Consider the following 18,263-nt stretch of genomic DNA (forward strand, 5'->3'; position numbering starts at 1 on the left):
CGTCAGCCGAACGTCTCCACGACGGCGTCGGCGACGGCGCGCATGGTGGTGCGGCGGTCCATCGCGGTGCGCTGGATCCAGCGGAACGCGTCGGGTTCCGACATCTTCTTCTTGGCCATCAGCAGGCCCTTGGCGCGCTCGACGGCCTTGCGGGTCTCCAGCCGCTCGGTGAGCCCGGCGACCTCGGCCTCCAGCGCGGCGACCTCCGCGTACCGGGTGGCGGCGAGCTCGATGGCGGGCACGACGTCGGTCTTGGAGAACGGCTTGACCAGGTAGGCCATGGCCCCCGCGTCCCGCGCGGACTCGACCAGCTCGCGCTGGCTGAACGCGGTGAGCATGACGACCGGAGCGAGGCGCTCGCCGGCGATCGTGCGGGCGGCCTCGAGGCCGTCGGTGCCCGGCATCTTGATGTCCATCATCACCAGGCCCGGGCGCAGCTCGCGCGCCAGCCGGATGGCCTCCTCGCCGTCGCCGGCCTCGCCGACGACGTCGTAGCCCTCCTCGCGCAGCATCTCGACGAGGTCGAGCCGGATGAGCGCCTCGTCCTCCGCGACCACGACCCGCAGGCCCGCGGCGGGCGCACCTTCGGGATCGGCGGCGCCCTCGGTCCCGGGGGAGATGTCGGCCGACTGGCTCATGGTTGGCTCCTCGTGCTCGCGCGTCGTCGCGCCGCCCCGCATGGCGCCACGCTGCGTCGAGCCCGGGCGGCCGTCCGCCCGCCGGTCCGTCACGACCGGGACGGGCAGGCCGTTTCGATTCAGCGACAGTACCGGCCGGATCGCGGGAGCCGATCGTGATGCTCCTCGCGCCGACCCCCGCGTCACGCCTGCCGCGGCGTGGGTCCTGCGTGCCCCCGGTGGGACTCGAACCCACACTGGACGGATTTTGAATCCGCTGCCTGCTGCCGTTTGGGCTACGGGGGCCGTTGATGAGCACTGCCCGCTCGCCTCCGCGTGCGGTGCAGTCATCACGGCAGCATAGGCGGCGGCTCCGGCGTGTTCCCGACGGGACGTAGCGGACCAGCCGGGGCTGTCGGTGGAGGCCTGCATCCTGCGGGTTGTGCATCCGAGAGCCATCGTCGACCGGGCCATGGAGCTGGCCGCCGCAGGCGATCGTCCCGCCGAGATCGCGCGCCGCCTCGGGGTGCCCGTCTCCACGATCGGCCGCTGGTGCCGTGGTGATGGGCGGGTGGCCCGCGCGTACGCGCGCGACGCCACCTGCCCTCGCTGCGCTCCATCCCCCTCGACGAGGAGCAGTACGCCTATCTGCTCGGCGCCTATCTCGGCGACGGCTACATCAACATCGGCCGCCGCGCCGTCGCCTCGCTGTCCGTCTACTGCGCCGATAGCCGGCCGACCGTCGCCTCGGAGGTACGGCGGGCCCTTCGCGCGGTGATGCCCTCCTCATCGGTGTGCACCGTTCCGAGGATCGGGTGCGGAGAGATCAAGAGCTACTCGACCCACTGGCCCTGCCTGGTCCCACAGCACGGATCGGGCAGAAAGCACACCCGTAGCATCGGGCTGGAGCCCTGGCAGGCCGAGATCGTCGATCGGTACCCGGGGCGGTTCCTTCGCGGCCTGTTCCACTCCGACGGATGCCGGGGAGTGAATTGGACGCTCAAGCGGACGACGTCGGGTATGCGCCGCTACGAGTACCCCCGTTACCACTTCTCCAACAAGTCGGAGGGCATTTCTCGGCCTCTGCATCCGGGTCCTGGACCGGCTCGATATCCCCTGGCGACGATCCCGCCGCGACGTCATATCCGTTTCGACGCGTGCGGGCGTTGCCGCGCTCGATGTCGTCGTCGGTCCGAAGGCCTGATGCACGCCGGGGTCCGGAGAGCGTGCGCTGCGGCCCCCACGGGCAGCACCCGACGAACAGGAGCGAGCGCATCACGTCCCGTCCCCTCGCGATGGTCTCCGGCGGCGCGTCGGGCAGCAGCAGGCCGCCGACAACCCCACGACCCGGAGACGGTCAAGGCCGCCCGGCACGCCGAGGGTGCCCGCCCGCCGCACTGACGCTCGGTGCACGCCGACCCGCGACCGGGTAGGCCTCGGGATGCCCGAACCACGTCCGCTCGCACTGATCACCGGCGCCTCGCGGGGCATCGGCCTCGAGCTCGCCCACGAGTTCGCCCGCCACGGCTACGACCTCGTCGTCAACGCCGAGGACGCCGCCGTCGAGGAGGCCGCGACCGCGCTGCGCACCCACGGCGGTGAGGTCATCGCGGTGCGCACCGACCTCGCCACCGAGGAGGGCGTCGCCCAGCTGGCCGGCGCCATCCCCCGGCCGCTCGACGCCGCTGCCCTCAACGCCGGGGTCGGCCAGGGCGGGGCGTTCCTCGACGCGCCGGTCGCCGACCAGCTGCGCGTCGTCGACGTCGACGTCCGCAGCGTGGTGCACCTCGCGCACCTCGTGCTCTCCGACATGAAGGAGCGCAGGCACGGCAAGCTGCTGCTGACCTCGTCGATCGCGTCGACCATGCCCGGGCCGGGCCAGCCGGTGTACAACGCCGCGAAGTCGTTCGTGCAGTCTCTCGCCGAGGCGTTGGCCGACGAGCTGCGCGACACCGGCGTCACGGTCACCTCGTTGATGCCCGGTCCGACCAACACCGACTTCTTCCGCCGTGCCGGCCTCGAGGGCACCCTGATCGCCCGGTCGGCCACCGACGACCCCGCCAAGGTGGCCGCCCAGGGCTACGCGGCGCTGGAGAAGGGCCGCACGACGGTGGTCGGCGGGTCGCCGATGGTCAAGGCGCAGGCGCTGGTCAACGGGCTGCTGCCCGACCAGGTCAAGGCCGCGGCGCACCGGGTGTTCACCAAGGTCCCGCGGTAGGTCAGGCCGGTGCGCCCACGTCGAGGCGCGTGACGATCACCAGGGCGTCGCGCAGCAGCACCGTCACCGGGGTCGAGTCGACGACGGCGGCGAGCTGCTCGCGGCTGTCCCGGTCGAGGTCGGCGGCGAGGCCCACCCGCCGGTGCAGCACCGGCGGTGGGCCCGACTCGAGGGAGACGTCGACCTCGACCGTGGCTCGGGCGAGGTCGAAGCGCTGGAGGAAGGTCCGCACGGACATCGCGGTGCACGCGGAGAGCGCGGCGGCCAGCAGCCCGAACGACGTCGCGCCCTCGGGCTCGCCGCCGTCGGCGGGAACGGTGCAGTCGAGGGTGAAGCCGTTGATGTCCAGCGACACCACGCGACCGTCACCGTCCGGGAGGCGACCCCGGGCCCACGCCCCCGGCGCGTCCATGGACCCCAGCCTGCCACGCGGCAGCGGGCTCAGGCCGTGCGGCCGCGCCGGGCCTGGGCGAGGTGTTCGCGGCGTTCCTGCTCACCCTCGCCACCCCACACCCCGTAGGGCTCGGCGACGCGGCGGGCCCAGTCACGGCACGGTTCGCGCACCGCGCATCCCGCGCAGATCCGCGCGGCCGCCTCCACGCGTTCGCTGCGCCGGGGATCGCGTTCGCCGTCGGGATGGAAGAAGACCTCCGAGTTCATGCCACGGCACGCGGCATGGCGCTGCCAGTCCCAGTGGTCGTTGATCGCCCACGGCAGCCGGGAGACATCAGCCATTGATGCACACCTCCTACCGACCGTCGTACACCTCGTCACCGAGTGTCGGTGTGAGATCCCCGTCTCGCGGGGTCAGGCGGCCACGGCGTCGCCCACGGGGACCGGGCCGGGCCGTCCCGCGCCACGCCGGCCCCGCCGCCCGACCACGCCGTCGGAGAGTGCGCGCACCCAGCTGAAGGGTCGCCACGCGTCGAGGGGCACCTCGAGGCGGTCGGCCACGGCGACCATCGCGGCCGGATTGTGGGTGAGCCCGCAGTGGCTCCCGCCCGGGATCACGACGTTCTCGCAGAGCTCCGCCTCGTCCTGGCGGCATCCGTCGCCGTGCAGCAGCCCGTCCCACGGCGAGTACAGCGCCACGGAGCGGACGGGTACCGGGCGCCGGATGAGGTCGATGATCTCGTCGGTGTCGGCCGAGAAGCCCCAGTGCCGCTCGGCGGCGCGGAACGCCCTGCTCACGCGGTTGATCTCGGCCTCCGGGCGCCACGGGGAGCCCAGGCAGACGATGCGCTCGACGGCGTCGGGACGCACCTGGGCGAGCCAGCGGGCCATGAGCCCGCCGAGGCTCCAGCCCACGATGGCCACGGGCCGCCCGTGGCGGGTGTGGACCTCGTCGAGGCGCTCGAGCAGCCCGTCGAGGATGGCGTCGGTGAACCCCTGGTTGATGCCCAGGGTCCAGCGGTGGGTGTGGAAGCCGCGCGTGCGCAGGTGCGCGCGCAGGGCGTTGCACGTGATGTCGCTGGTCATGAAGCCGGGGATGACGAGGACCGGCCGCCCGTCGCCGCGTCCGCCGTCGGGCAGGACGTGGCGCACGGCGTGCCACGCGGCGACCTCGAGCCACGCGCGGCCGATGTCGGTGGCGGTGAGCCACCAGGGTGGGAAGGGGAGGGTCTCGATCGCCGGGGTGGGATCGGTCTCGTAGCGACGCACGGACGTCGCGGTGGGGGCGTCCATGACGACCACCTCCTCGGCCGGCGCCGCCTCTCCGCGACCCGGTCGAACTCGCGGGTACCCGGACGATCGCACGCACACGCCCGTCCGGCCCCTCCTCCCCCGGGGACGAGGACCGTTCGCCGCGGTTGAAGGACCGTCGGCCTCTTGTGCTGCCGTCCCCACCCCGGTAAACGACCGTGCTCTTGCGCCGACCGGTCGCAGCGACGACCCTGTGTGTTCAGGGCCACACACAGGGTCGGGGGATCGATGGACGAGGTGCTCGAGGTCGCCTACGCGGCGGCGCGCTCCCGCGTCGAGATTCGTCGCGGCGGGGTGTCGATCGGCTTCGTCGAGTACGGGTTGCGCGCCGACGCCGCCGTCCTCGCCTACAGCGAGGTGGACGAGGCCCACGCGGTGCCACTGCTCGACGGGGCGCTGGCGATGCTGCGGGACCGCGGATACCGGATCGTGCCGCTCTGCCCGCGTGTGCGGGCGTTCCTGCACGCGCACCCCGAGCGGCAGGCGGGCGTCGACACCCGCTTCCTCGATCCCGCCCACGCCCGGCGGGTCGGGGCCGTCGGCGCCGTCGCCTAGGACCCTGCTCGCTCAGAAGTAGGCGCGGGTGACGACGTCCGCGACGCAGGCCGGCTTCGCCGAGCCCTCGACCTCGATCGTCACCCGCGTGACGAGCTGGACACCGCCGTCGCCGACGTCGGTGGCGTCGACGAGGGTGGAGCGGGCCCGCACCCGGCTGCCCGAGCGCACCGCCGAGGGGAAGCGCACGCGCTCGAGGCCGTAGTTCAGCCCCATCCGCGTGCCCTCCACCCGGCGCAGACCGTCGAGCAGCAGCGGGACGAGCGAGAGCGTCAGGAACCCGTGGGCGACCGTCGCGCCGAAGGGGCCCGTCGACGCCCGCTCCGGGTCGACGTGGATCCACTGGTGGTCGCCGGTGACGTCGGCGAACCCGTCGATGCGGTCCTGGCCGATCTCCAGCCACTCCCCCGGCCCGAGCTCGCGCCCGAGCGACCCGACGAGCTCCTCGCGTCCGTGGAAGGTCTCCATGCCCGTGGTCTACCGGACCGATCAGAGCCGCGCCGCGCGCACCGCGTCGGCGAGCGAGGTGGGCGCCCGGCCGAGGAGGTTCTCCAGCGCCGGACTGTCGGTCTCGAGCTCACCGCGCGCGGTCGAGAGCTCCAGCGCCGTGACGAACCCGGCCGTGTCCTCGTCCATCCCGGCCGCGCGCAGCGAGTCGGTGAGCTCCTCCGGCGGGAGGTCGCGGTAGACGACCTCCTGGCCGGTCACCTCGGAGATCGTCTTGGCGAGGTCGGCCATGCTGAACGCCTCGCCGCCCAGCTCCCAGTAGCCCTGCTGGTCGGCGATGTCGCCGGTGAGCAGCGAGACCGCGGCCTCGGCGAAGTCCGCGCGGGTGGCCGCCGACACCCGGCCGTCGCCGGCGGCGCCGACGATCTCGCCGCGGCTGAGGTACTCGTCGAGGCGGCCGGTGTAGTTCTCGACGTACCAGCCGTTGCGCGCCACGGCGAACGGCAGCCCGGAGCCCTGCAGGACGTCCTCGGTGGCCGCGTGCTCGGGCGCGAGGGCGTTCTGGGTCTCGTCGGCGTGCAGGATGCTGGTGTAGACGACCAGGCCCACGTCGGCGGCGTCCGCGGCGCGGATGACGTTGCTGTGCTGCTCGATCCGGTTGCCCGCGGTCGGGCTGGAGACGAGCAGCAGGCGCTCGATGCCCTCGAGGGCCGGGCCGAGGGTCTCGGGACGGTCGTAGTCCGCCTCGCGGACGCCGACCCCGAGCGCGGCGAGGTCGTCGGCCCGGCCGGGGTCGCGGACGAGCGCGAAGACGTTCCGGGCCGGGACGCCGCGGCGCAGCAGCGCGTCGACCGCGAGGCGGCCGAGGTGGCCGGTCGCGCCGGTGACGGCGTAGGTCGCGGTGGGCAGGACGGGCGGCTCGGTCATGGTCGGCAGTGTGCCCACGCGGGCCCGGGTCCAGACGTGGTCGCCTCCGCCGCATCCACCGGATCGCCGACCGCCGACACCACGGTGACCGGGCAGGACGCGTGCAGCACGCAGCGCAGCGCCACCGACCCGAACAGCCGGCTGCGGAACGCGCCGTGCCCGCGACGCCCGACGACGAGCAGGGAGGCCGACCGCGACACCTCGACGAGGACGTCCGCCGCCGACCCGGTGCGGAACTCGAGCTCGACGGGCACGTCCGCGCCCCCGGGCACGGTGCCGTGGACCCGGCGGACGTGGGCGTCGGCCTGCTCACGCAGCCGGTGCTCGACGACGTCGGGGTCCTCGAGGATGCCGTAGCCCCCGAAGATGTTCTTGGGTCCCCAGGCCACGACGGCGACGACCCGGGTCCCGCGCAGGGCCGCCTCGGTCACCGCGTACCGCAGCGCTGCGTCGGCGTGCTCGGACCCGTCGACGCCGACGACCACGGCTCCCTCCGCGCCACCCATGTGCCCTGCCCCTCGTCGTGGCCCCGCGATTCCGTCAACCGTGTCCAGCGTCCCGTGCGCGCGTCGCCCGGAGCAGGGCCGAAGGTCCGCCGCGCCGGGGAAACGGGGTGGGACCGACGAGCACCGGACCGGCAGCCGGACCCGGTGACACGGTCAGTCCTGACTGGTTACGGTGCCGGGCACGACCGCTCCACGGAAGGGACCGACCATGGATCTGCAGGGCGTCTCGGCGCTCGTCACCGGCGGCGCGTCCGGCCTCGGACTGGCCACCGCCCAGGCGCTCACCGCCGCGGGTGCGCGCGTGGTGATCGCCGACCTGCCGTCGTCGAACGGCAAGGAGGCCGCCGCCGACCTGGACGGCGAGTTCGTGGCCGCCGACGTCACCGACGCCGAGGCGCTGGGCCGGGCCGTCGCCGTGGCCGAGGCGGCCGGGCCCTTCCGAGCGCTGGTGCACTGCGCGGGCATCGGCAGCCTCACGCGCGTCGTGGAGAAGAACGGCGACCCGGGCGACATGGACGCCTTCGAGCGGGTCGTGCGGGTCAACCTGTTCGGCTCGTTCAACGCGCTGCGCCTCGGCGGCGCGGCGATGGCCCGCACCGAGCCGGTGGACGGCGAGCGGGGTGCCATGATCATGACCGCGTCCGTGGCCGCCTTCGAGGGCCAGATCGGGCAGATGGCGTACTCGGCGTCCAAGGGCGGCGTGGTGTCGATGACGCTGTGCGCGGCGCGCGACCTCGCCTCCAAGCTCATCCGCGTCAACACCATCGCGCCCGGGCTCTTCGACACCCCGCTGTTCGCGACCCTGTCCGACGAGGTGCGCGAGGCACTCGGCAACTCGGTGCCCAACCCGCGGCGCCTCGGCGACCCCGCGGAGTACGCGCAGATGGCCGTCGCGATGCTGCAGAACCCGATGCTCAACGGCGAGACCATCCGTCTCGACGGCGCGATCCGGATGGCACCCCGATGAACTCCGCGACGACCTCCGACGAGGAGACCGTTCTCCGTACCGAGCGCGAGGGCACGACGCTCGTCATCACGATCGACCGACCGAAGGCGCGGAACGCGGTGAACCTGGCCGTCGCCCAGGGCATCGCCGCCGCGCTCGACGAGCTCGACGGCGACGACGGGCTGGTCACGGGCATCCTGACCGGTGCCGGCGGCTTCTTCAGCGCCGGGATGGACCTCAAGGCCTTCCTGCGCGGCGAGCGCCCGCACGTCGAGGGTCGCGGGTTCGCCGGCATCACCCAGGGGCCGCCCGAGAAGCCGCTCATCGCCGCGGTCGAGGGCCCGGCGCTGGCCGGCGGGTGCGAGCTGGCCCTGTCCTGCGACCTCGTCGTCGCGTCCGAGGAGGCGAGCTTCGGCATCCCGGAGGTCAAGCGGGGGCTCGCCGCGGCCGCCGGCGGCCTGATGCGCCTGCCCACCCGCATCCCGCGCACCGTGGCCATGGAGCTCGCGCTCACCGGCGATCCCCTGAGCGCGGCCGACGCGCACCGCTGGGGGCTGGTCAACCGGCTCACCGCGCCCGGCGGCGCGCTCGACGGGGCGCGCGAGCTGGCCGCACGGATCGGCGAGAACGGGCCGCTCGCCGTGCGCGCGAGCAAGCAGGTGATCGTCCGCTCGCCGGACTGGAGCTCGGCGGAGATGTGGGAACGCCAGGGCGAGATCCTGAAACCGGTGCTCTCGAGCGAGGACGCCCGCGAGGGCGCGGCGGCCTTCGCCGAGAAGCGCCGGCCCGTCTGGCGGGGACGCTGACCCGCCGCGCCGACCGGCGGGCGCGTCCGTTGCTCCGGACGCCCCAGGAGTCGTCCTTCTCGCCCAGCACGGGGACCACCGTCCCTAGGATGCGGGCCGTCGCTCGACACCACGGGCGCGGACCGTCGGGCGAGAAGGACGACGCCGGCCCCGGAGGACCCGTCATGCACCTCCAGCACTCCCTCGTGGAGCTCGAGGTGCTGCTCGCGCGCATCGACCGCGGCGAGCTCGACGCCGGGTGGGGTTCGGGCACCTGGGATCGACAGCGCCAGCAGCTCCTCGTCGACACCGTGCTGCGCGGCTGGCCGATCCCCCCGGTCGTCGTCGCCGACGGGGACGAGCGCGACGTCCTGGTCGACGGTCGCGAGCGCCTGCTCGCCCTCTGGCGTTTCGTCCGGGACGAGCTGCCGGTCGAGCGCGCGGCGGCCGTCGGCGCTGAGCAGCTCGACGAGCTCGACGGGCTGTCCTACAGCGAGCTGCCCGAGCGGGTCCGGCGCGGGGTCCGGCGCTACGGCGTCCCCGTCGTCCACGTCGGCCACCACTCCGACGGCGAGGTGCTGGAGCTGCTGTCGCGGTGGGACCCGCCGACGCTGCCGATGGTGCCGTCGGCGTTCGCGCCGGCGCGAGCGGCCCCCGGGCGGCCCGTGCTCGCCGAGCCACCGGCCGTTCCCCCGCCGGTCCCCCCGCCCGCGGTGCCCGAGCAGCCGGCCGCCGCCGAGCAACCGGTCTCCCCGGGACGACCCGGTGGGGCCCACCGCCGGTACTCCGGCGAGCCGATCTTCGACGAGCTCTCCGCATGGTTCCTGGACGCCCCGTCGCCCGGCAAGGCCGGGGCGCACGCCCCGGCGTGGTCCTCCCCCGCCGACCCCGGACACGAGGCCGCGCGCAGCGCCCTGCGCACGCCGACGACCCGCGTCACCCCGGCCGGCCTGCCGATGCGCGAGCCCGCGGCCCACCTCGCCCCCGGCGCGATCCACGCCGCGCCCCCGCCGCCGCGGCGCCCCCGCAGCCACGACGCCCGTCTCGTGGGCGAGCACCTCACCCGCTTCCGCGAGGGCGCCTCCGCCGCGCGGGAGGACCTGGGCCCGCCGAGGTGACGGTGTCGCTCACCGCCCGACGGCCTCGCGGAACCGTTGGGTGTCGGCGAGCTGCTGGTACCGCGTCACCTTCCCGTCCCGCACGGTCCAGAGGTGGACGAAGCGAGCATCCACGGGCCCGCGCGCGCCCCGACCCCCGTGCCGACCCTGCGCGAACACCCGGTCCTCGCCGAGGGGCAGGATCTCGTCGGGCTCGGCGGTGAAGCCGTCGACGTCGGTGAGGATGGGCCCGAAGACCTTGCTGACGATCTCCTCCCGCCCGTGGTACACCCCGCCGTAGGGCATGCCGGGGCTCTCGTCCCACTCGATGTCGTCGACCATCGCGGCGAAGACGGCGTCGACGTCCCCGCGCGCGAACGCCTCGTAGATGGACCGCACCGTCTCGACGTCGTCGCTGCCCACGTCGTCCTCCCGCCGTCCCGGGTCGACGCGGAGCCGTATCGCGTCGGCCACCTCGGTCGAGGTTAGCGCCGGACAGCGGCGACGCGAAGCTCCGCCGGAGCCCTCGGCTCCGCGAAGCAACGGGACCTCCGTCCCTGGCGTGGCCGGCCCGTTCCCGGTCCCGTCGTGGAGGGAATCGGAGCCAACCGGGAGGAAGGACGCCCCATGACCAGGAACGATGACGTCACCTTCGCCCGCGAGACCGGTCGTCGGCTGGCCGCCGTGCACTACGAAGCCCAGCCGGAGGACATCGGGCCGAAGGCCGGCGACGCCTTCCGCCGGGTCGCCGCCCACCTCGCCCGGGTCGGCGTTCCCATCGCCGGCCCGGCCGTCTCCGTCTTCGAGGCGGACGAGGACGCCTTCCACGTCACCTCCGGTTTCGTGGTCGACCGCGACGTCGAGCCGGGCGAGGGCGTCGAGCCGTTCCGGCTCCCGGAGGTCGAGGTCGCCACCACCACGCACATCGGCCCCTACCAGGAGCTGGACAAGGCCTACGACGCGCTCGGCCGGGGGGCCGCCGCCGCCGGACGGCGGGTCGACGACACGGGCCCCATGTGGGAGGAGTACTGGAGCGGCCCGGAGACACCGCCGGCCGAGACGCGCACCGTCGTCTTCCGGCCGCTGACTCCGCGGGACTGAGCGAGCTTCGTACGGCGCGCCACCTCGGCGACGAGCGTCATCGGTGCTCTCATGCCCCGGCCACGGCACACGGCCGGGTGAACGCGGGGCCGGGGCCCCGTCATCGCTGAGAGGGCTGGAGATGGCAGAACCCGGGAGAGCCGACGTCTCGCGCAGGCGGATCGCGGGCATCGTCCTGCTCGCCGTCGCCGGTGTCGCCGCCGTCGTGGGTGTGCTCGGGCTGGTCGGCGACGGTCCGGAGAGCCCGAGCGCGGCACCGCCCAGCCCGGCGCCGGGGGCCCCGGGAACGTTGCCCACCTCGAGTTCCTCCCCCGGCCTGGTGCCCGGCCCTCGGCCCGGGGTCGTCCCGCCCGGCACCGGCGTCCCGAGCGGCCTGCCGTCCGGCCCCGGACCCGTCGCCGGACCCTCCCCCGGCGGCGCGGGCGGCGGGGCGCCCGACGCGACACCGGGCGGCCCGCCGCCCGCGGGCGCCCCGATCGTGCCGGGTGGCGGCCCGGGTGCAGGGCCGGGTGGCCTGCCACCCGGTCCCGGAGCGGCCCCTGCGCGTACTCCCGGCGAACTGGGCGGCGCCCCCGGTGCTCCCGGTGCTCCCGGTGCTCCCGGTGCTCCCGGTGCTCCCGGTGCTCCCGTTGCTCCCGGTGCTCCCGGTGCTCCCGGTGCTCCCGGTGCTCCCGGTGCCTTCGCCGCGCCCGGTGGCGTGCCCGGCCCGCCCCCGGGCGGCGGTCCCGTGGTGGGCGCGGCGGGAGCACCGGACGGCGGCCCCGGTGGCGGGGCCCCGGGTGGCGCCGGCGGCCTACCGCCGATCCCCGGCCCCGTCCCCGCTGGTGCCCCCGGCATCCCCGGCAGCGCGCCCGGGGCCCCTCCCGGCGCTCCGAACGCGCTCGGTGGGGCCGCGGCCCCACCGCCGGGCGGGCCGCCGATGGGGCCGCCGATGGGGCCGTCGATCGCGCCCGGCGCCGCAGACGCCGGCCCCCCGGCCGTCACCTCCGCGGTCACCGTCCGCGTGTACAACAACTCCACGATCATCGGCCTCGCCGACCGCGCGGCCGACGAGCTTCGTCGGCGGGGCTGGAACGTCGTCGAGGTCGGTAACTACCCCTACGGCGTGATCCCGGTGAGCACCGTCTACTTCCGGGTGGGCACCGAGGAGGAGCACGCCGCCCGGGTGCTCGCGGAGCAGTTCGGGGTGCGGGCGATGCCGCGCTTCGAGGGCATCCGGGACGCCTCGCCCGGCCTGATCCTCATCGCCACCCGCGACTGGGGCGCCGGCACCGGTTAGGACGTGTCCGACCCACGAGCCCACCCGGCTCGTGCCGGAGCTCGGACCGGACCTCGATGTCGGGGGGCTGCGCTAGATTCGAACACATGATCGAAGGCGGGGTCGGGCCGGTCGAGCGGGAAGCGCTCGACCGTGCCCGCGAGCGCATGGTGGCCATGCGCGGCGCCTACTACCGCCAGCTCGAGGCCATCGCCGAGCTCGACCGCCTCGGGGTCGCCCTCCGGACCGGCGACGGCGTGACCGACCGTCTCCTGCAGGATCTCGGGTTGCTGGACCGGCACGAGGGCGAGGCGGCTCGTCGACGAGTCCGAGGACCTCGTCCAGCAGCGATCTCTGCGCGGCGGGCTGCTCCCGCCGCGTCGCCCCCACACCGCGGACGCGCTGGCGCACGGACGCATCGCGCCCGCCCACGTCGCGGTCATCCGCCGGACGATCTCGCGGCTGGAGCGGGTCGGGACCGTCACCCCGCACGACCTGGCCGACTGTGAGCGGATCCTCGCCGAGGCCGCCGCCGGGTTGCCACCGCGGATGCTGCAGAAGGTCGCGCAGCGCCTGATCGACGAGCTCGACCCCGACGGCGCCGCGCCGCCGGACGGCGAGGACCGGTTCGACGAGCTGCGGCTCGTGCGGCGCCGCGACGGGTCGCTGGCGATCAAGGGACGCATCCGGGACCCCCTCGACGCGGAGATGATGGTCGAGGTCTTCGATCTGCTCTCCGCCCCGGCCGGCCCGCACGACGATCGCGACAAGCCGTGCCGCACCGCCGGCGCACTCAAGGACATGGTCCAGGACGTCCTCGGCGCCCAGGGGCTGGCCACCGACTCCCGCCGGGAGCACGCCGCGACCGATCCGGAGCACGGTCCGGAGACCGAGCCGGAGACCGAGCCGGAGCGCCCGGACGAGGGCACGCTGTTCCCGACACCCGGCCCGTCCGGCCCGCCGCCGGACGCGGGACGGCAGCCCACGCCAGGACGCAGCGCCCGCCGTGCGCTGCTGACGATCACGATGGACCACCGGTGGCTGTGTGCCGCGGTGGGGCACGGCACGCTCGCCTCCGGCGCCCCGGTCGACGCGCAGACCGTCCGCCGCTGGGCCTGTGACGCCGAGATCGTGCCGATGGTGCTCGGGACCCGGTCCGTGCCGCTGGACGTCGGCCGTGCCTCGCGAACCGTCACCGAGAGCATCCGCCGTGCGCTCGACCTCCGGGACGGTGGTTGCGCCTTCCCCGGGTGCTCACGACGACCCCGCCGCTGCCACGCTCATCACGTGCGCCACTGGCTGGACGACGGTCCGACGTGCCTGGACAACCTGGTGCTGCTCTGCAGGTTCCACCACAAGCTGATCCACCACGGCTACTGGATCGTCGAGATCCTCGGTGGTCTCCCCTGGTTCACCCCACCACCATGGGTGGACCCGCACCAGCACCGACGACCCGGCGGTCGGCGGCTGCCCGTGCCGCGGTCCTGACCGAGTCGTCCAGTGGAAGCGAGCCCTCGAGGGACCCCGTGAACCTCATCGCGAAGAGGGCCGAGAAAGCTCGTCCAGCTGAAGGAGATCCGACGGCGGGCGGCGGGCCGCAGGTATGCCTAGATCGTCTCCTCGCCGTACATCTCCCCGAGCGGGTCCATGATGAACTCGATGCGGGCGCCGTCCGGGTCGCGGGTGTAGATCGAGACGTCGGACTCGAGCATGTAGTCGATCCCGCGCTCGTCGAGGCGGCGCTTGATGCCGTACCACTGGGTGCCGGGCACCGAGATCGCGATGTGGTGCAGGCCGCCGAGCACCTCGTCGTAGGGCCCGGGCTCGACGCCGGGCAGGTCGAAGAAGGCCAGGCAGTTGCCGTTACCGACGTCGAAGAAGAAGTGCGTGGAGCCGGCGAGGTCGCGGTTCTCGAACAGCACGGTGACCGGGAAGCCCGCGACGTTCTGGTACCACTCCACCGTGGTGCGCACGTCCCGGCAGATGAGCGCCGTGTGGTGGATGCCCTTGCCCGTGGAGGGCGGGCGGTGCTCGCGGGAGAACAGGAACTCCTCGCGGATGCGGTCGCGGGCCGTGGTCAGCCGCTCCCGCTCCTCCTCGCTGATCAACGACGCCTTGTCCGCGCTCACACCGTCAATCTAGCCAGCTCGTGCCCGCGCGTCGCGCTCATGCGCCGAGGTCGTGCACCGCGATGGCGCCGGCGTCGCGGTCGGCCTTGCCCCCGGCCCGTCCGCCGTCACGGGCGAGCTCGGCCAGGACCCGATAGGTCATGCTGCGCGGGCGCAGGCCCAGCGCCGCGGCCGCGGCGTCGTCGAGGCGCTCGATCAGCGTCTTGGTGACCAGCCGCTGTCCCCCGGTGGCGACCTGCTCCACGCGCGCGCACTCGTTGACCTCGTCGCCGAGCGCGGTCACCTCCAGCCGCCCGCCGGTGACGACCTGGCCGATGAACAGGTCGGCGCCCCAGTGCGCGCCGATGTTGAGCCGGCAGTCCTCGCGCGAGACGTCGGCGCCGGACTCGGTGAGGTCGGCGACCACCTCGGCCACGACGTCGGGCAGCGCCTGGACGGTCCGCAGCGCCGCGCAGGCGGCCTCCGGGTCCGAGCCGTGGTCGTCGGCGAGGAAATAGGCGCTCGCCCCGTCGCCCGCGTGCTTGCCGACGATGCCGCCGTGGCGCCCGACGAGCTCGTCGAACGCGGTGGTGATGCCGCGGATGAGCTCGAAGTAGACGGCCGTGGGCAGGCGGCGCGACAGCGGGCCCGACGCGTCGACGTCGGCGAAGACGATCGCCGCGGGCCGCTTGGCGGGTTCGGAGAGGTCGGCCATGCGCGTGAACATCGCCTCGTCGCCCTCGCTGACCAGCGCGAGGACACGGGCCGGCAGCAGCGGGGCGTAGATCAGCGCAGCGCCGAGCGGGCTCCCGTCGGCGTGACGCAGCGTCACCCCGAGCATGCCCACACCGCGGTGCCGGCCCCCGACCTGCAGGTCCAGCGAGAGCACCCACAGCGGGGTGCTCTCGGGGTCGTCGAGGCGCGGGTGCAGCTCGCTGCGGAGGGTCTCCGCGGCGTCCGCGGTGAGGAGCTCGTTCCAGACCTCGCGCTCGAGCACGTCGTCGAGGCGCTGCCCGATGCCCATGTCGGCCTCGTCGGAGAGGCCGGCGAGCAGCTGCATCTGCTCGGACACCCACGCCAGGCGCCCCTCCGCGTCCACCACCTGCGCCGCGGTCCGGCCGGCGGCCAGCGCCGCCACCACCTGGCCCAGCGGGCCGCCCGGTCGTTCCACGGCCGGCACCCTAGGGGCGGTCGGCGGGCGGGTGCCCGGTCATCGCCCGCCGGTGTCCCGCATCGTGGACGAGGACGTCGAGCAGCTCGCCGACGTGGTGATCCCGCGCACGCGAGAGGACGTGACGACCCGCACGGCGCTGGGTGACGAGCCCGGCGAGGCGCAGCTTCGCGAGGTGCTGCGAGACCGCGGGGCGGGTCGCCCCGAGACGCGCGGCGAGCGTCGAGACGTCCAGCTCAGCACCGCAGAGCAGCCAGAGCATCCGCAGACGGGTGGGATCCGCGAGCATCCGCAGGCCCTCGACCGCGACGTCCACGTGCTCGGCGGGGGGCAGGCGCGCGAAGGTCTCACCCCTTCGCACGTCCTCGTGTGCGCACACGCTGAACTATTGTGCCAGCATGGGTGCCCGTGGCCGAATGGACCATCGGACGACGACGCCCGGCCCCGGTGGAGGTCCGCCCGAGATGACCAGTCCGAGCGAGCACACCCCGTCCCGCACCACGGCACGCGGGACGGCGCGGCCCGGCCGTGACCGGGCCCCGCGGCGGGGGGTGAAGGCCTGCGGCCACGACGAGACGGGCCGCGACCACACCGCGCTGATCACCGAGATCCTCGGCCTGCACGAGGCGCTGGCCGCCGAGCCCACGCTGGAACCCGGCCCGCGCACCGACGCGCTGTTCACCCGGCTGGTGGGCCTGGCCGTGGCCCGACGCCCGGCGGCCGTGGTGGACGCGGTGCTCGACGACCCCCGCCTCCGCGCCCGCCTGCCCGATCTGCGCGCCCGCTGCGCCGCCGGCGAGTACGCGCTCGAGCGGTCCTGGGCCCGCCGGGTGCTCGCCGCGCCGGACCCCGCGGCCGCGCTCGAGGAGTTCCCCTACCTGCAGAACTACCGCGACCTCACGCGCATGGAGTTCCACGCCGTCGCCGGGCACGCGCCGGCCCCGCCGCGCCGGGCACTGTTCGTCGGCTCGGGGCCGCTCCCGCTCTCGGCGCTGCTGCTGGCGCGTCACGGCGTGGCCGTGGACGCGGTGGACGTCGACCGGGACGCGGTGGCCCTCGGCGCCGCGCTGGCCCGGGCGCTCGGCGACGACGTCGCGGTGCGCGAGGGCGACGTCCTGACCCTCGGGGACCTCGGCGGGTACGACCTCGTGTGCCTCGCCGCCCTCGTCGGTCTCGCCCCCGAGGAGAAGGCGGCCGCGCTGGCCCACGTGCGCTCCGGGATGCGCCCGGGCGCGATGGTGCTCGCCCGCAGCGCGCACTCGCTGCGCACGCTGCTCTACCCGGTGCTCGACGTCGCCGACGGCGGTCTGGGCGGGCTCGACCCCGTCGCCGTGCTGCACCCGCACACCGACGTCGTCAACTCGGTCGTGCTCGCCCGCGTCCCCGCCTGAACCCGGCGGCCCGGTGGGGCACCCTGGTGCCGTGCCAGCCACCCGCACCCGTCCCCACCCCGCCGCGGTGGGCGCCGTGCTGCTGCTGGTCGCGATGATCGCCGCCGCGCTGTGGCGCTCCGACGAGTCCGGGACCGGCGCCCGCGACGAGGGCAGCACCGGCGGGGCCGGCGCTGCCGGCCCGGCGGCGGCGGCCACCGTGGGACCCGGCAGCACGTGCACTCCCACCCTCACGAACCCCGGTGGACGCAACAACTACCGTCCCGACGCACCCCGCGACGTGCCCCTCGGCCGCGGCCTGGAGATCACCGGCGTCGTGCGCGACACCCTCTGCCGACCGCTGCCCGGAGTGCCGGTGCAGGTGTGGCTGCAGACGGCGTCGGGCAGCGAGCGCGAGAACCGGACCACGGTGCTCACCGACGCCGACGGGCGCTACCGGGTCGAGACCGACCCGGCGGTGTCCCAGTTCGGCGAGCCCAACGTCCACGTCGCCCACGACGCCGAGGGACCCTGGCGCGACGTGTTCCAGCGCCACGTCGTCGACACCGACGACACCCTCGCCGTCGTCGACCTCGTCCTGGTGCCGGCCTCGTGAGGATCCTGATCGGCGTCGCCGCGCTCGGCGGCGCGGTCCTCGTCGGCCTGGCCCTCGCCGGCCCCCACCTCGCGGGCGCGCCGCCGCTCGTGGTCGTCTCCACGCTGGCCGCCTGCGTCGCCGTCGCCGCGCTGGCGGTGCAGCCCTGGCTGACCCGCCGTCGCGTCGGCTGGCACCTGCGCGTCGGCGGGATCGTCGCGGTGCTCGTCACGGTGCACGTCGTCGCCCTGCTGGTCGAGGATCCCGACGACGCCCTGTACTCGATGTCGCTCGACGGTCCGACGCGGGCGCGGATGGCGCTCATCGCCACGGTGCTGCTCGCGGTCGTCACGCTGCTCGGCGTCCTGCGCCGGCGGCTGCGGTGGTCGCCGGCGACGTGGCGGTTCGTGCACGGCAGCCTGGCCGTGCTCGTCGTCGTGCTCGGCGTCGGGCACGCCGTGATCATCCAGGGCGCGCTCGACGGGTGGGGCACACCCGTGCTCCTCGCCCTCGGCGGCCTCGGGGCCGTCGGCGCCGTGGTGCGCCTGGTCCGGGTCCTGCGCGCTCCCCCGGCGGGCGACGCGACGACGCCCGATCGTGGGCGCCTCCGGTCGGGTGACGGTCCCCGCGGCTAACGTCGCGTCGGTGGAGCCGACGCCGATCTTCGCCGCCCTCGTGGAGCCCGGCGCGCACGGCGACGACCGGGCCGACGGGCGCTCGGTCGCCGAGCTCCTGCGGGCGTTGCGGGCGGAGCGCGAGGACCCGGACCCGGCGTGCGCCGACCGGGGGGACGAGCGGGTGCCGGTCGGCTGCGTGCCGGGCCTGCTGACCTTCCGCCTGCCGGCGTAGCGGGGCCTG

Annotated in this window: 24 protein-coding genes and 1 tRNA gene; 13 read left to right on the top strand and 12 right to left on the bottom strand. The window is 74.8% G+C overall.

The window, feature by feature from the left end; translation table 11 throughout:
- Nucleotides 1-2: 2 nt before the first annotated feature.
- Together C8D89_RS08480 and C8D89_RS08485 are read right to left on the bottom strand one after the other, a co-directional pair.
- Complete coding sequence (locus C8D89_RS08480) at nt 3-638, bottom strand: ANTAR domain-containing response regulator (RefSeq protein ID WP_116707650.1); 636 nt, start codon at nt 636-638, stop codon at nt 3-5.
- Between the two features lie 210 nt (nt 639-848).
- Nucleotides 849-923 (bottom strand) — tRNA-Leu (locus C8D89_RS08485).
- A 166-nt stretch (nt 924-1,089) separates the two neighbouring features.
- On the opposite strand from C8D89_RS08485, the gene C8D89_RS31085 reads away from it, so the two are divergent.
- The gene (locus C8D89_RS31085) at nt 1,090-1,395 is read left to right on the top strand and encodes a hypothetical protein (RefSeq protein WP_423716866.1); all 306 of its coding nucleotides are present in this window, start codon (nt 1,090-1,092) and stop codon (nt 1,393-1,395) included.
- A 663-nt stretch (nt 1,396-2,058) separates the two neighbouring features.
- Nucleotides 2,059-2,835, top strand: coding sequence for an SDR family NAD(P)-dependent oxidoreductase (locus tag C8D89_RS08495; RefSeq protein WP_116707651.1), 777 nt, complete (start codon nt 2,059-2,061; stop codon nt 2,833-2,835).
- A gap of 1 nt (nt 2,836) precedes the next feature.
- Here C8D89_RS08495 and C8D89_RS08500 read toward each other — a convergent pair whose 3' ends face one another.
- From C8D89_RS08500 to C8D89_RS08510, 3 genes are all read right to left on the bottom strand, one after another.
- A complete protein-coding gene (locus C8D89_RS08500; protein WP_116707652.1) occupies nt 2,837-3,247 on the bottom strand; it encodes an OsmC family protein in 411 nt (136 codons plus the stop codon).
- 29 nt (nt 3,248-3,276) lie between these two features.
- A complete protein-coding gene (locus C8D89_RS08505) occupies nt 3,277-3,570 on the bottom strand; it encodes a WhiB family transcriptional regulator (RefSeq protein WP_116707653.1) in 294 nt (97 codons plus the stop codon).
- 72 nt (nt 3,571-3,642) lie between these two features.
- The gene (locus C8D89_RS08510) at nt 3,643-4,521 is read right to left on the bottom strand and encodes an esterase/lipase family protein (protein WP_133251845.1); all 879 of its coding nucleotides are present in this window, start codon (nt 4,519-4,521) and stop codon (nt 3,643-3,645) included.
- A gap of 246 nt (nt 4,522-4,767) precedes the next feature.
- On the opposite strand from C8D89_RS08510, the gene C8D89_RS08515 reads away from it, so the two are divergent.
- On the top strand, nt 4,768-5,094 hold the full coding sequence (locus C8D89_RS08515; protein WP_116707655.1) for a GNAT family N-acetyltransferase: 327 nt from the start codon (nt 4,768-4,770) through the stop codon (nt 5,092-5,094).
- Nucleotides 5,095-5,106: 12 nt separating this feature from the next.
- On the opposite strand, the gene C8D89_RS08520 is transcribed toward C8D89_RS08515, so the two are convergent.
- From C8D89_RS08520 to C8D89_RS08530, 3 genes are read right to left on the bottom strand one after another with little or no spacing between them, the layout of a single operon-like run.
- Nucleotides 5,107-5,562 (bottom strand): MaoC family dehydratase, encoded by a 456-nt coding sequence (locus C8D89_RS08520; RefSeq protein ID WP_116707656.1) that lies wholly within the window; start codon nt 5,560-5,562, stop codon nt 5,107-5,109.
- A 21-nt stretch (nt 5,563-5,583) separates the two neighbouring features.
- The gene (locus C8D89_RS08525; RefSeq protein ID WP_116707819.1) at nt 5,584-6,468 is read right to left on the bottom strand and encodes an SDR family oxidoreductase; all 885 of its coding nucleotides are present in this window, start codon (nt 6,466-6,468) and stop codon (nt 5,584-5,586) included.
- Nucleotides 6,465-6,974: a universal stress protein gene (locus C8D89_RS08530; RefSeq protein WP_116707657.1), complete on the bottom strand. Its 510-nt coding sequence runs from the start codon at nt 6,972-6,974 to the stop codon at nt 6,465-6,467. The genes C8D89_RS08525 and C8D89_RS08530 overlap by 4 nt, the downstream gene beginning before the upstream one ends.
- Nucleotides 6,975-7,182: 208 nt before the next feature.
- Between C8D89_RS08530 and C8D89_RS08535 the strand changes: the two genes are divergently transcribed.
- The 3 genes from C8D89_RS08535 (at nt 7,183) to C8D89_RS08545 (ending at nt 9,823) form a co-directional block, all read left to right on the top strand.
- Nucleotides 7,183-7,941, top strand: a complete 759-nt coding sequence (locus C8D89_RS08535; protein WP_116707658.1) for an SDR family NAD(P)-dependent oxidoreductase — start codon at nt 7,183-7,185, stop codon at nt 7,939-7,941.
- Nucleotides 7,938-8,726 carry a crotonase/enoyl-CoA hydratase family protein gene (locus tag C8D89_RS08540; RefSeq protein ID WP_116707659.1) on the top strand — a complete coding sequence of 263 codons (789 nt, stop codon included), beginning with the start codon at nt 7,938-7,940 and terminating at the stop codon, nt 8,724-8,726. The genes C8D89_RS08535 and C8D89_RS08540 overlap by 4 nt, the downstream gene beginning before the upstream one ends.
- 164 nt (nt 8,727-8,890) lie before the next feature.
- Entirely contained in the window at nt 8,891-9,823 is a 933-nt protein-coding gene (locus C8D89_RS08545) for a DUF262 domain-containing protein (protein ID WP_116707660.1), read from the top strand.
- A gap of 9 nt (nt 9,824-9,832) precedes the next feature.
- Here the strand turns inward: C8D89_RS08545 and C8D89_RS29105 are convergent, their stop codons facing one another.
- Complete coding sequence (locus C8D89_RS29105) at nt 9,833-10,276, bottom strand: nuclear transport factor 2 family protein (protein ID WP_165825602.1); 444 nt, start codon at nt 10,274-10,276, stop codon at nt 9,833-9,835.
- A gap of 153 nt (nt 10,277-10,429) precedes the next feature.
- Between C8D89_RS29105 and C8D89_RS08555 the strand changes: the two genes are divergently transcribed.
- From C8D89_RS08555 to C8D89_RS08575, 3 genes are all read left to right on the top strand, one after another.
- Nucleotides 10,430-10,903, top strand: a complete 474-nt coding sequence (locus tag C8D89_RS08555; protein WP_116707661.1) for a GyrI-like domain-containing protein — start codon at nt 10,430-10,432, stop codon at nt 10,901-10,903.
- A gap of 931 nt (nt 10,904-11,834) precedes the next feature.
- Nucleotides 11,835-12,182 carry a LytR C-terminal domain-containing protein gene (locus tag C8D89_RS08565; RefSeq protein WP_243417950.1) on the top strand — a complete coding sequence of 116 codons (348 nt, stop codon included), beginning with the start codon at nt 11,835-11,837 and terminating at the stop codon, nt 12,180-12,182.
- A 345-nt stretch (nt 12,183-12,527) separates the two neighbouring features.
- The gene (locus C8D89_RS08575; RefSeq protein ID WP_243417976.1) at nt 12,528-13,649 is read left to right on the top strand and encodes an HNH endonuclease signature motif containing protein; all 1,122 of its coding nucleotides are present in this window, start codon (nt 12,528-12,530) and stop codon (nt 13,647-13,649) included.
- A 119-nt stretch (nt 13,650-13,768) separates the two neighbouring features.
- On the opposite strand, the gene C8D89_RS08580 is transcribed toward C8D89_RS08575, so the two are convergent.
- From C8D89_RS08580 to C8D89_RS08590, 3 genes are read right to left on the bottom strand one after another with little or no spacing between them, the layout of a single operon-like run.
- Nucleotides 13,769-14,290, bottom strand: coding sequence for a VOC family protein (locus C8D89_RS08580; RefSeq protein ID WP_423716821.1), 522 nt, complete (start codon nt 14,288-14,290; stop codon nt 13,769-13,771).
- A gap of 37 nt (nt 14,291-14,327) precedes the next feature.
- Nucleotides 14,328-15,440, bottom strand: coding sequence for an adenylate/guanylate cyclase domain-containing protein (locus C8D89_RS08585; RefSeq protein WP_133251847.1), 1,113 nt, complete (start codon nt 15,438-15,440; stop codon nt 14,328-14,330).
- Between the two features lie 10 nt (nt 15,441-15,450).
- Nucleotides 15,451-15,819 carry an ArsR/SmtB family transcription factor gene (locus C8D89_RS08590; RefSeq protein ID WP_116707665.1) on the bottom strand — a complete coding sequence of 123 codons (369 nt, stop codon included), beginning with the start codon at nt 15,817-15,819 and terminating at the stop codon, nt 15,451-15,453.
- An 85-nt stretch (nt 15,820-15,904) separates the two neighbouring features.
- On the opposite strand from C8D89_RS08590, the gene C8D89_RS08595 reads away from it, so the two are divergent.
- The 4 genes from C8D89_RS08595 to C8D89_RS08610 are packed head-to-tail and all read left to right on the top strand — an operon-like array spanning nt 15,905 to nt 18,254.
- A complete protein-coding gene (locus C8D89_RS08595; protein ID WP_165825603.1) occupies nt 15,905-16,831 on the top strand; it encodes a nicotianamine synthase family protein in 927 nt (308 codons plus the stop codon).
- Between the two features lie 31 nt (nt 16,832-16,862).
- Nucleotides 16,863-17,426 carry a peptidase associated/transthyretin-like domain-containing protein gene (locus C8D89_RS08600; protein ID WP_116707667.1) on the top strand — a complete coding sequence of 188 codons (564 nt, stop codon included), beginning with the start codon at nt 16,863-16,865 and terminating at the stop codon, nt 17,424-17,426.
- A complete protein-coding gene (locus C8D89_RS08605; RefSeq protein ID WP_116707668.1) occupies nt 17,423-18,040 on the top strand; it encodes a ferric reductase-like transmembrane domain-containing protein in 618 nt (205 codons plus the stop codon). The genes C8D89_RS08600 and C8D89_RS08605 overlap by 4 nt, the downstream gene beginning before the upstream one ends.
- Before the next feature lie 10 nt (nt 18,041-18,050).
- The gene (locus C8D89_RS08610) at nt 18,051-18,254 is read left to right on the top strand and encodes a hypothetical protein (protein WP_133251848.1); all 204 of its coding nucleotides are present in this window, start codon (nt 18,051-18,053) and stop codon (nt 18,252-18,254) included.
- The last annotated feature ends 9 nt before the right edge of the window (nt 18,255-18,263 follow it).

It is taken from the genome of Actinomycetospora cinnamomea, assembly GCF_003096675.1.
GTDB lineage: Bacteria > Actinomycetota > Actinomycetes > Mycobacteriales > Pseudonocardiaceae > Actinomycetospora > Actinomycetospora cinnamomea.

Bases quoted from the DNA above. Each gene is read 5' to 3' on its own strand.
- C8D89_RS08480 (WP_116707650.1), bottom strand. From the start codon at position 638: ATGAGCCAGTCGGCCGACATCTCCCCCGGGACCGAGGGCGCCGCCGAT.
- C8D89_RS31085 (WP_423716866.1), top strand. From the start codon at position 1,090: ATGGAGCTGGCCGCCGCAGGCGATCGTCCCGCCGAGATCGCGCGCCGC.
- C8D89_RS08495 (WP_116707651.1), top strand. From the start codon at position 2,059: ATGCCCGAACCACGTCCGCTCGCACTGATCACCGGCGCCTCGCGGGGC.
- C8D89_RS08500 (WP_116707652.1), bottom strand. From the start codon at position 3,247: ATGGACGCGCCGGGGGCGTGGGCCCGGGGTCGCCTCCCGGACGGTGAC.
- C8D89_RS08505 (WP_116707653.1), bottom strand. From the start codon at position 3,570: ATGGCTGATGTCTCCCGGCTGCCGTGGGCGATCAACGACCACTGGGAC.
- C8D89_RS08510 (WP_133251845.1), bottom strand. From the start codon at position 4,521: ATGGACGCCCCCACCGCGACGTCCGTGCGTCGCTACGAGACCGATCCC.
- C8D89_RS08515 (WP_116707655.1), top strand. From the start codon at position 4,768: ATGGACGAGGTGCTCGAGGTCGCCTACGCGGCGGCGCGCTCCCGCGTC.
- C8D89_RS08520 (WP_116707656.1), bottom strand. From the start codon at position 5,562: ATGGAGACCTTCCACGGACGCGAGGAGCTCGTCGGGTCGCTCGGGCGC.
- C8D89_RS08525 (WP_116707819.1), bottom strand. From the start codon at position 6,468: ATGACCGAGCCGCCCGTCCTGCCCACCGCGACCTACGCCGTCACCGGC.
- C8D89_RS08530 (WP_116707657.1), bottom strand. From the start codon at position 6,974: ATGGGTGGCGCGGAGGGAGCCGTGGTCGTCGGCGTCGACGGGTCCGAG.
- C8D89_RS08535 (WP_116707658.1), top strand. From the start codon at position 7,183: ATGGATCTGCAGGGCGTCTCGGCGCTCGTCACCGGCGGCGCGTCCGGC.
- C8D89_RS08540 (WP_116707659.1), top strand. From the start codon at position 7,938: ATGAACTCCGCGACGACCTCCGACGAGGAGACCGTTCTCCGTACCGAG.
- C8D89_RS08545 (WP_116707660.1), top strand. From the start codon at position 8,891: ATGCACCTCCAGCACTCCCTCGTGGAGCTCGAGGTGCTGCTCGCGCGC.
- C8D89_RS08555 (WP_116707661.1), top strand. From the start codon at position 10,430: ATGACCAGGAACGATGACGTCACCTTCGCCCGCGAGACCGGTCGTCGG.
- C8D89_RS08565 (WP_243417950.1), top strand. From the start codon at position 11,835: ATGGGGCCGTCGATCGCGCCCGGCGCCGCAGACGCCGGCCCCCCGGCC.
- C8D89_RS08595 (WP_165825603.1), top strand. From the start codon at position 15,905: ATGACCAGTCCGAGCGAGCACACCCCGTCCCGCACCACGGCACGCGGG.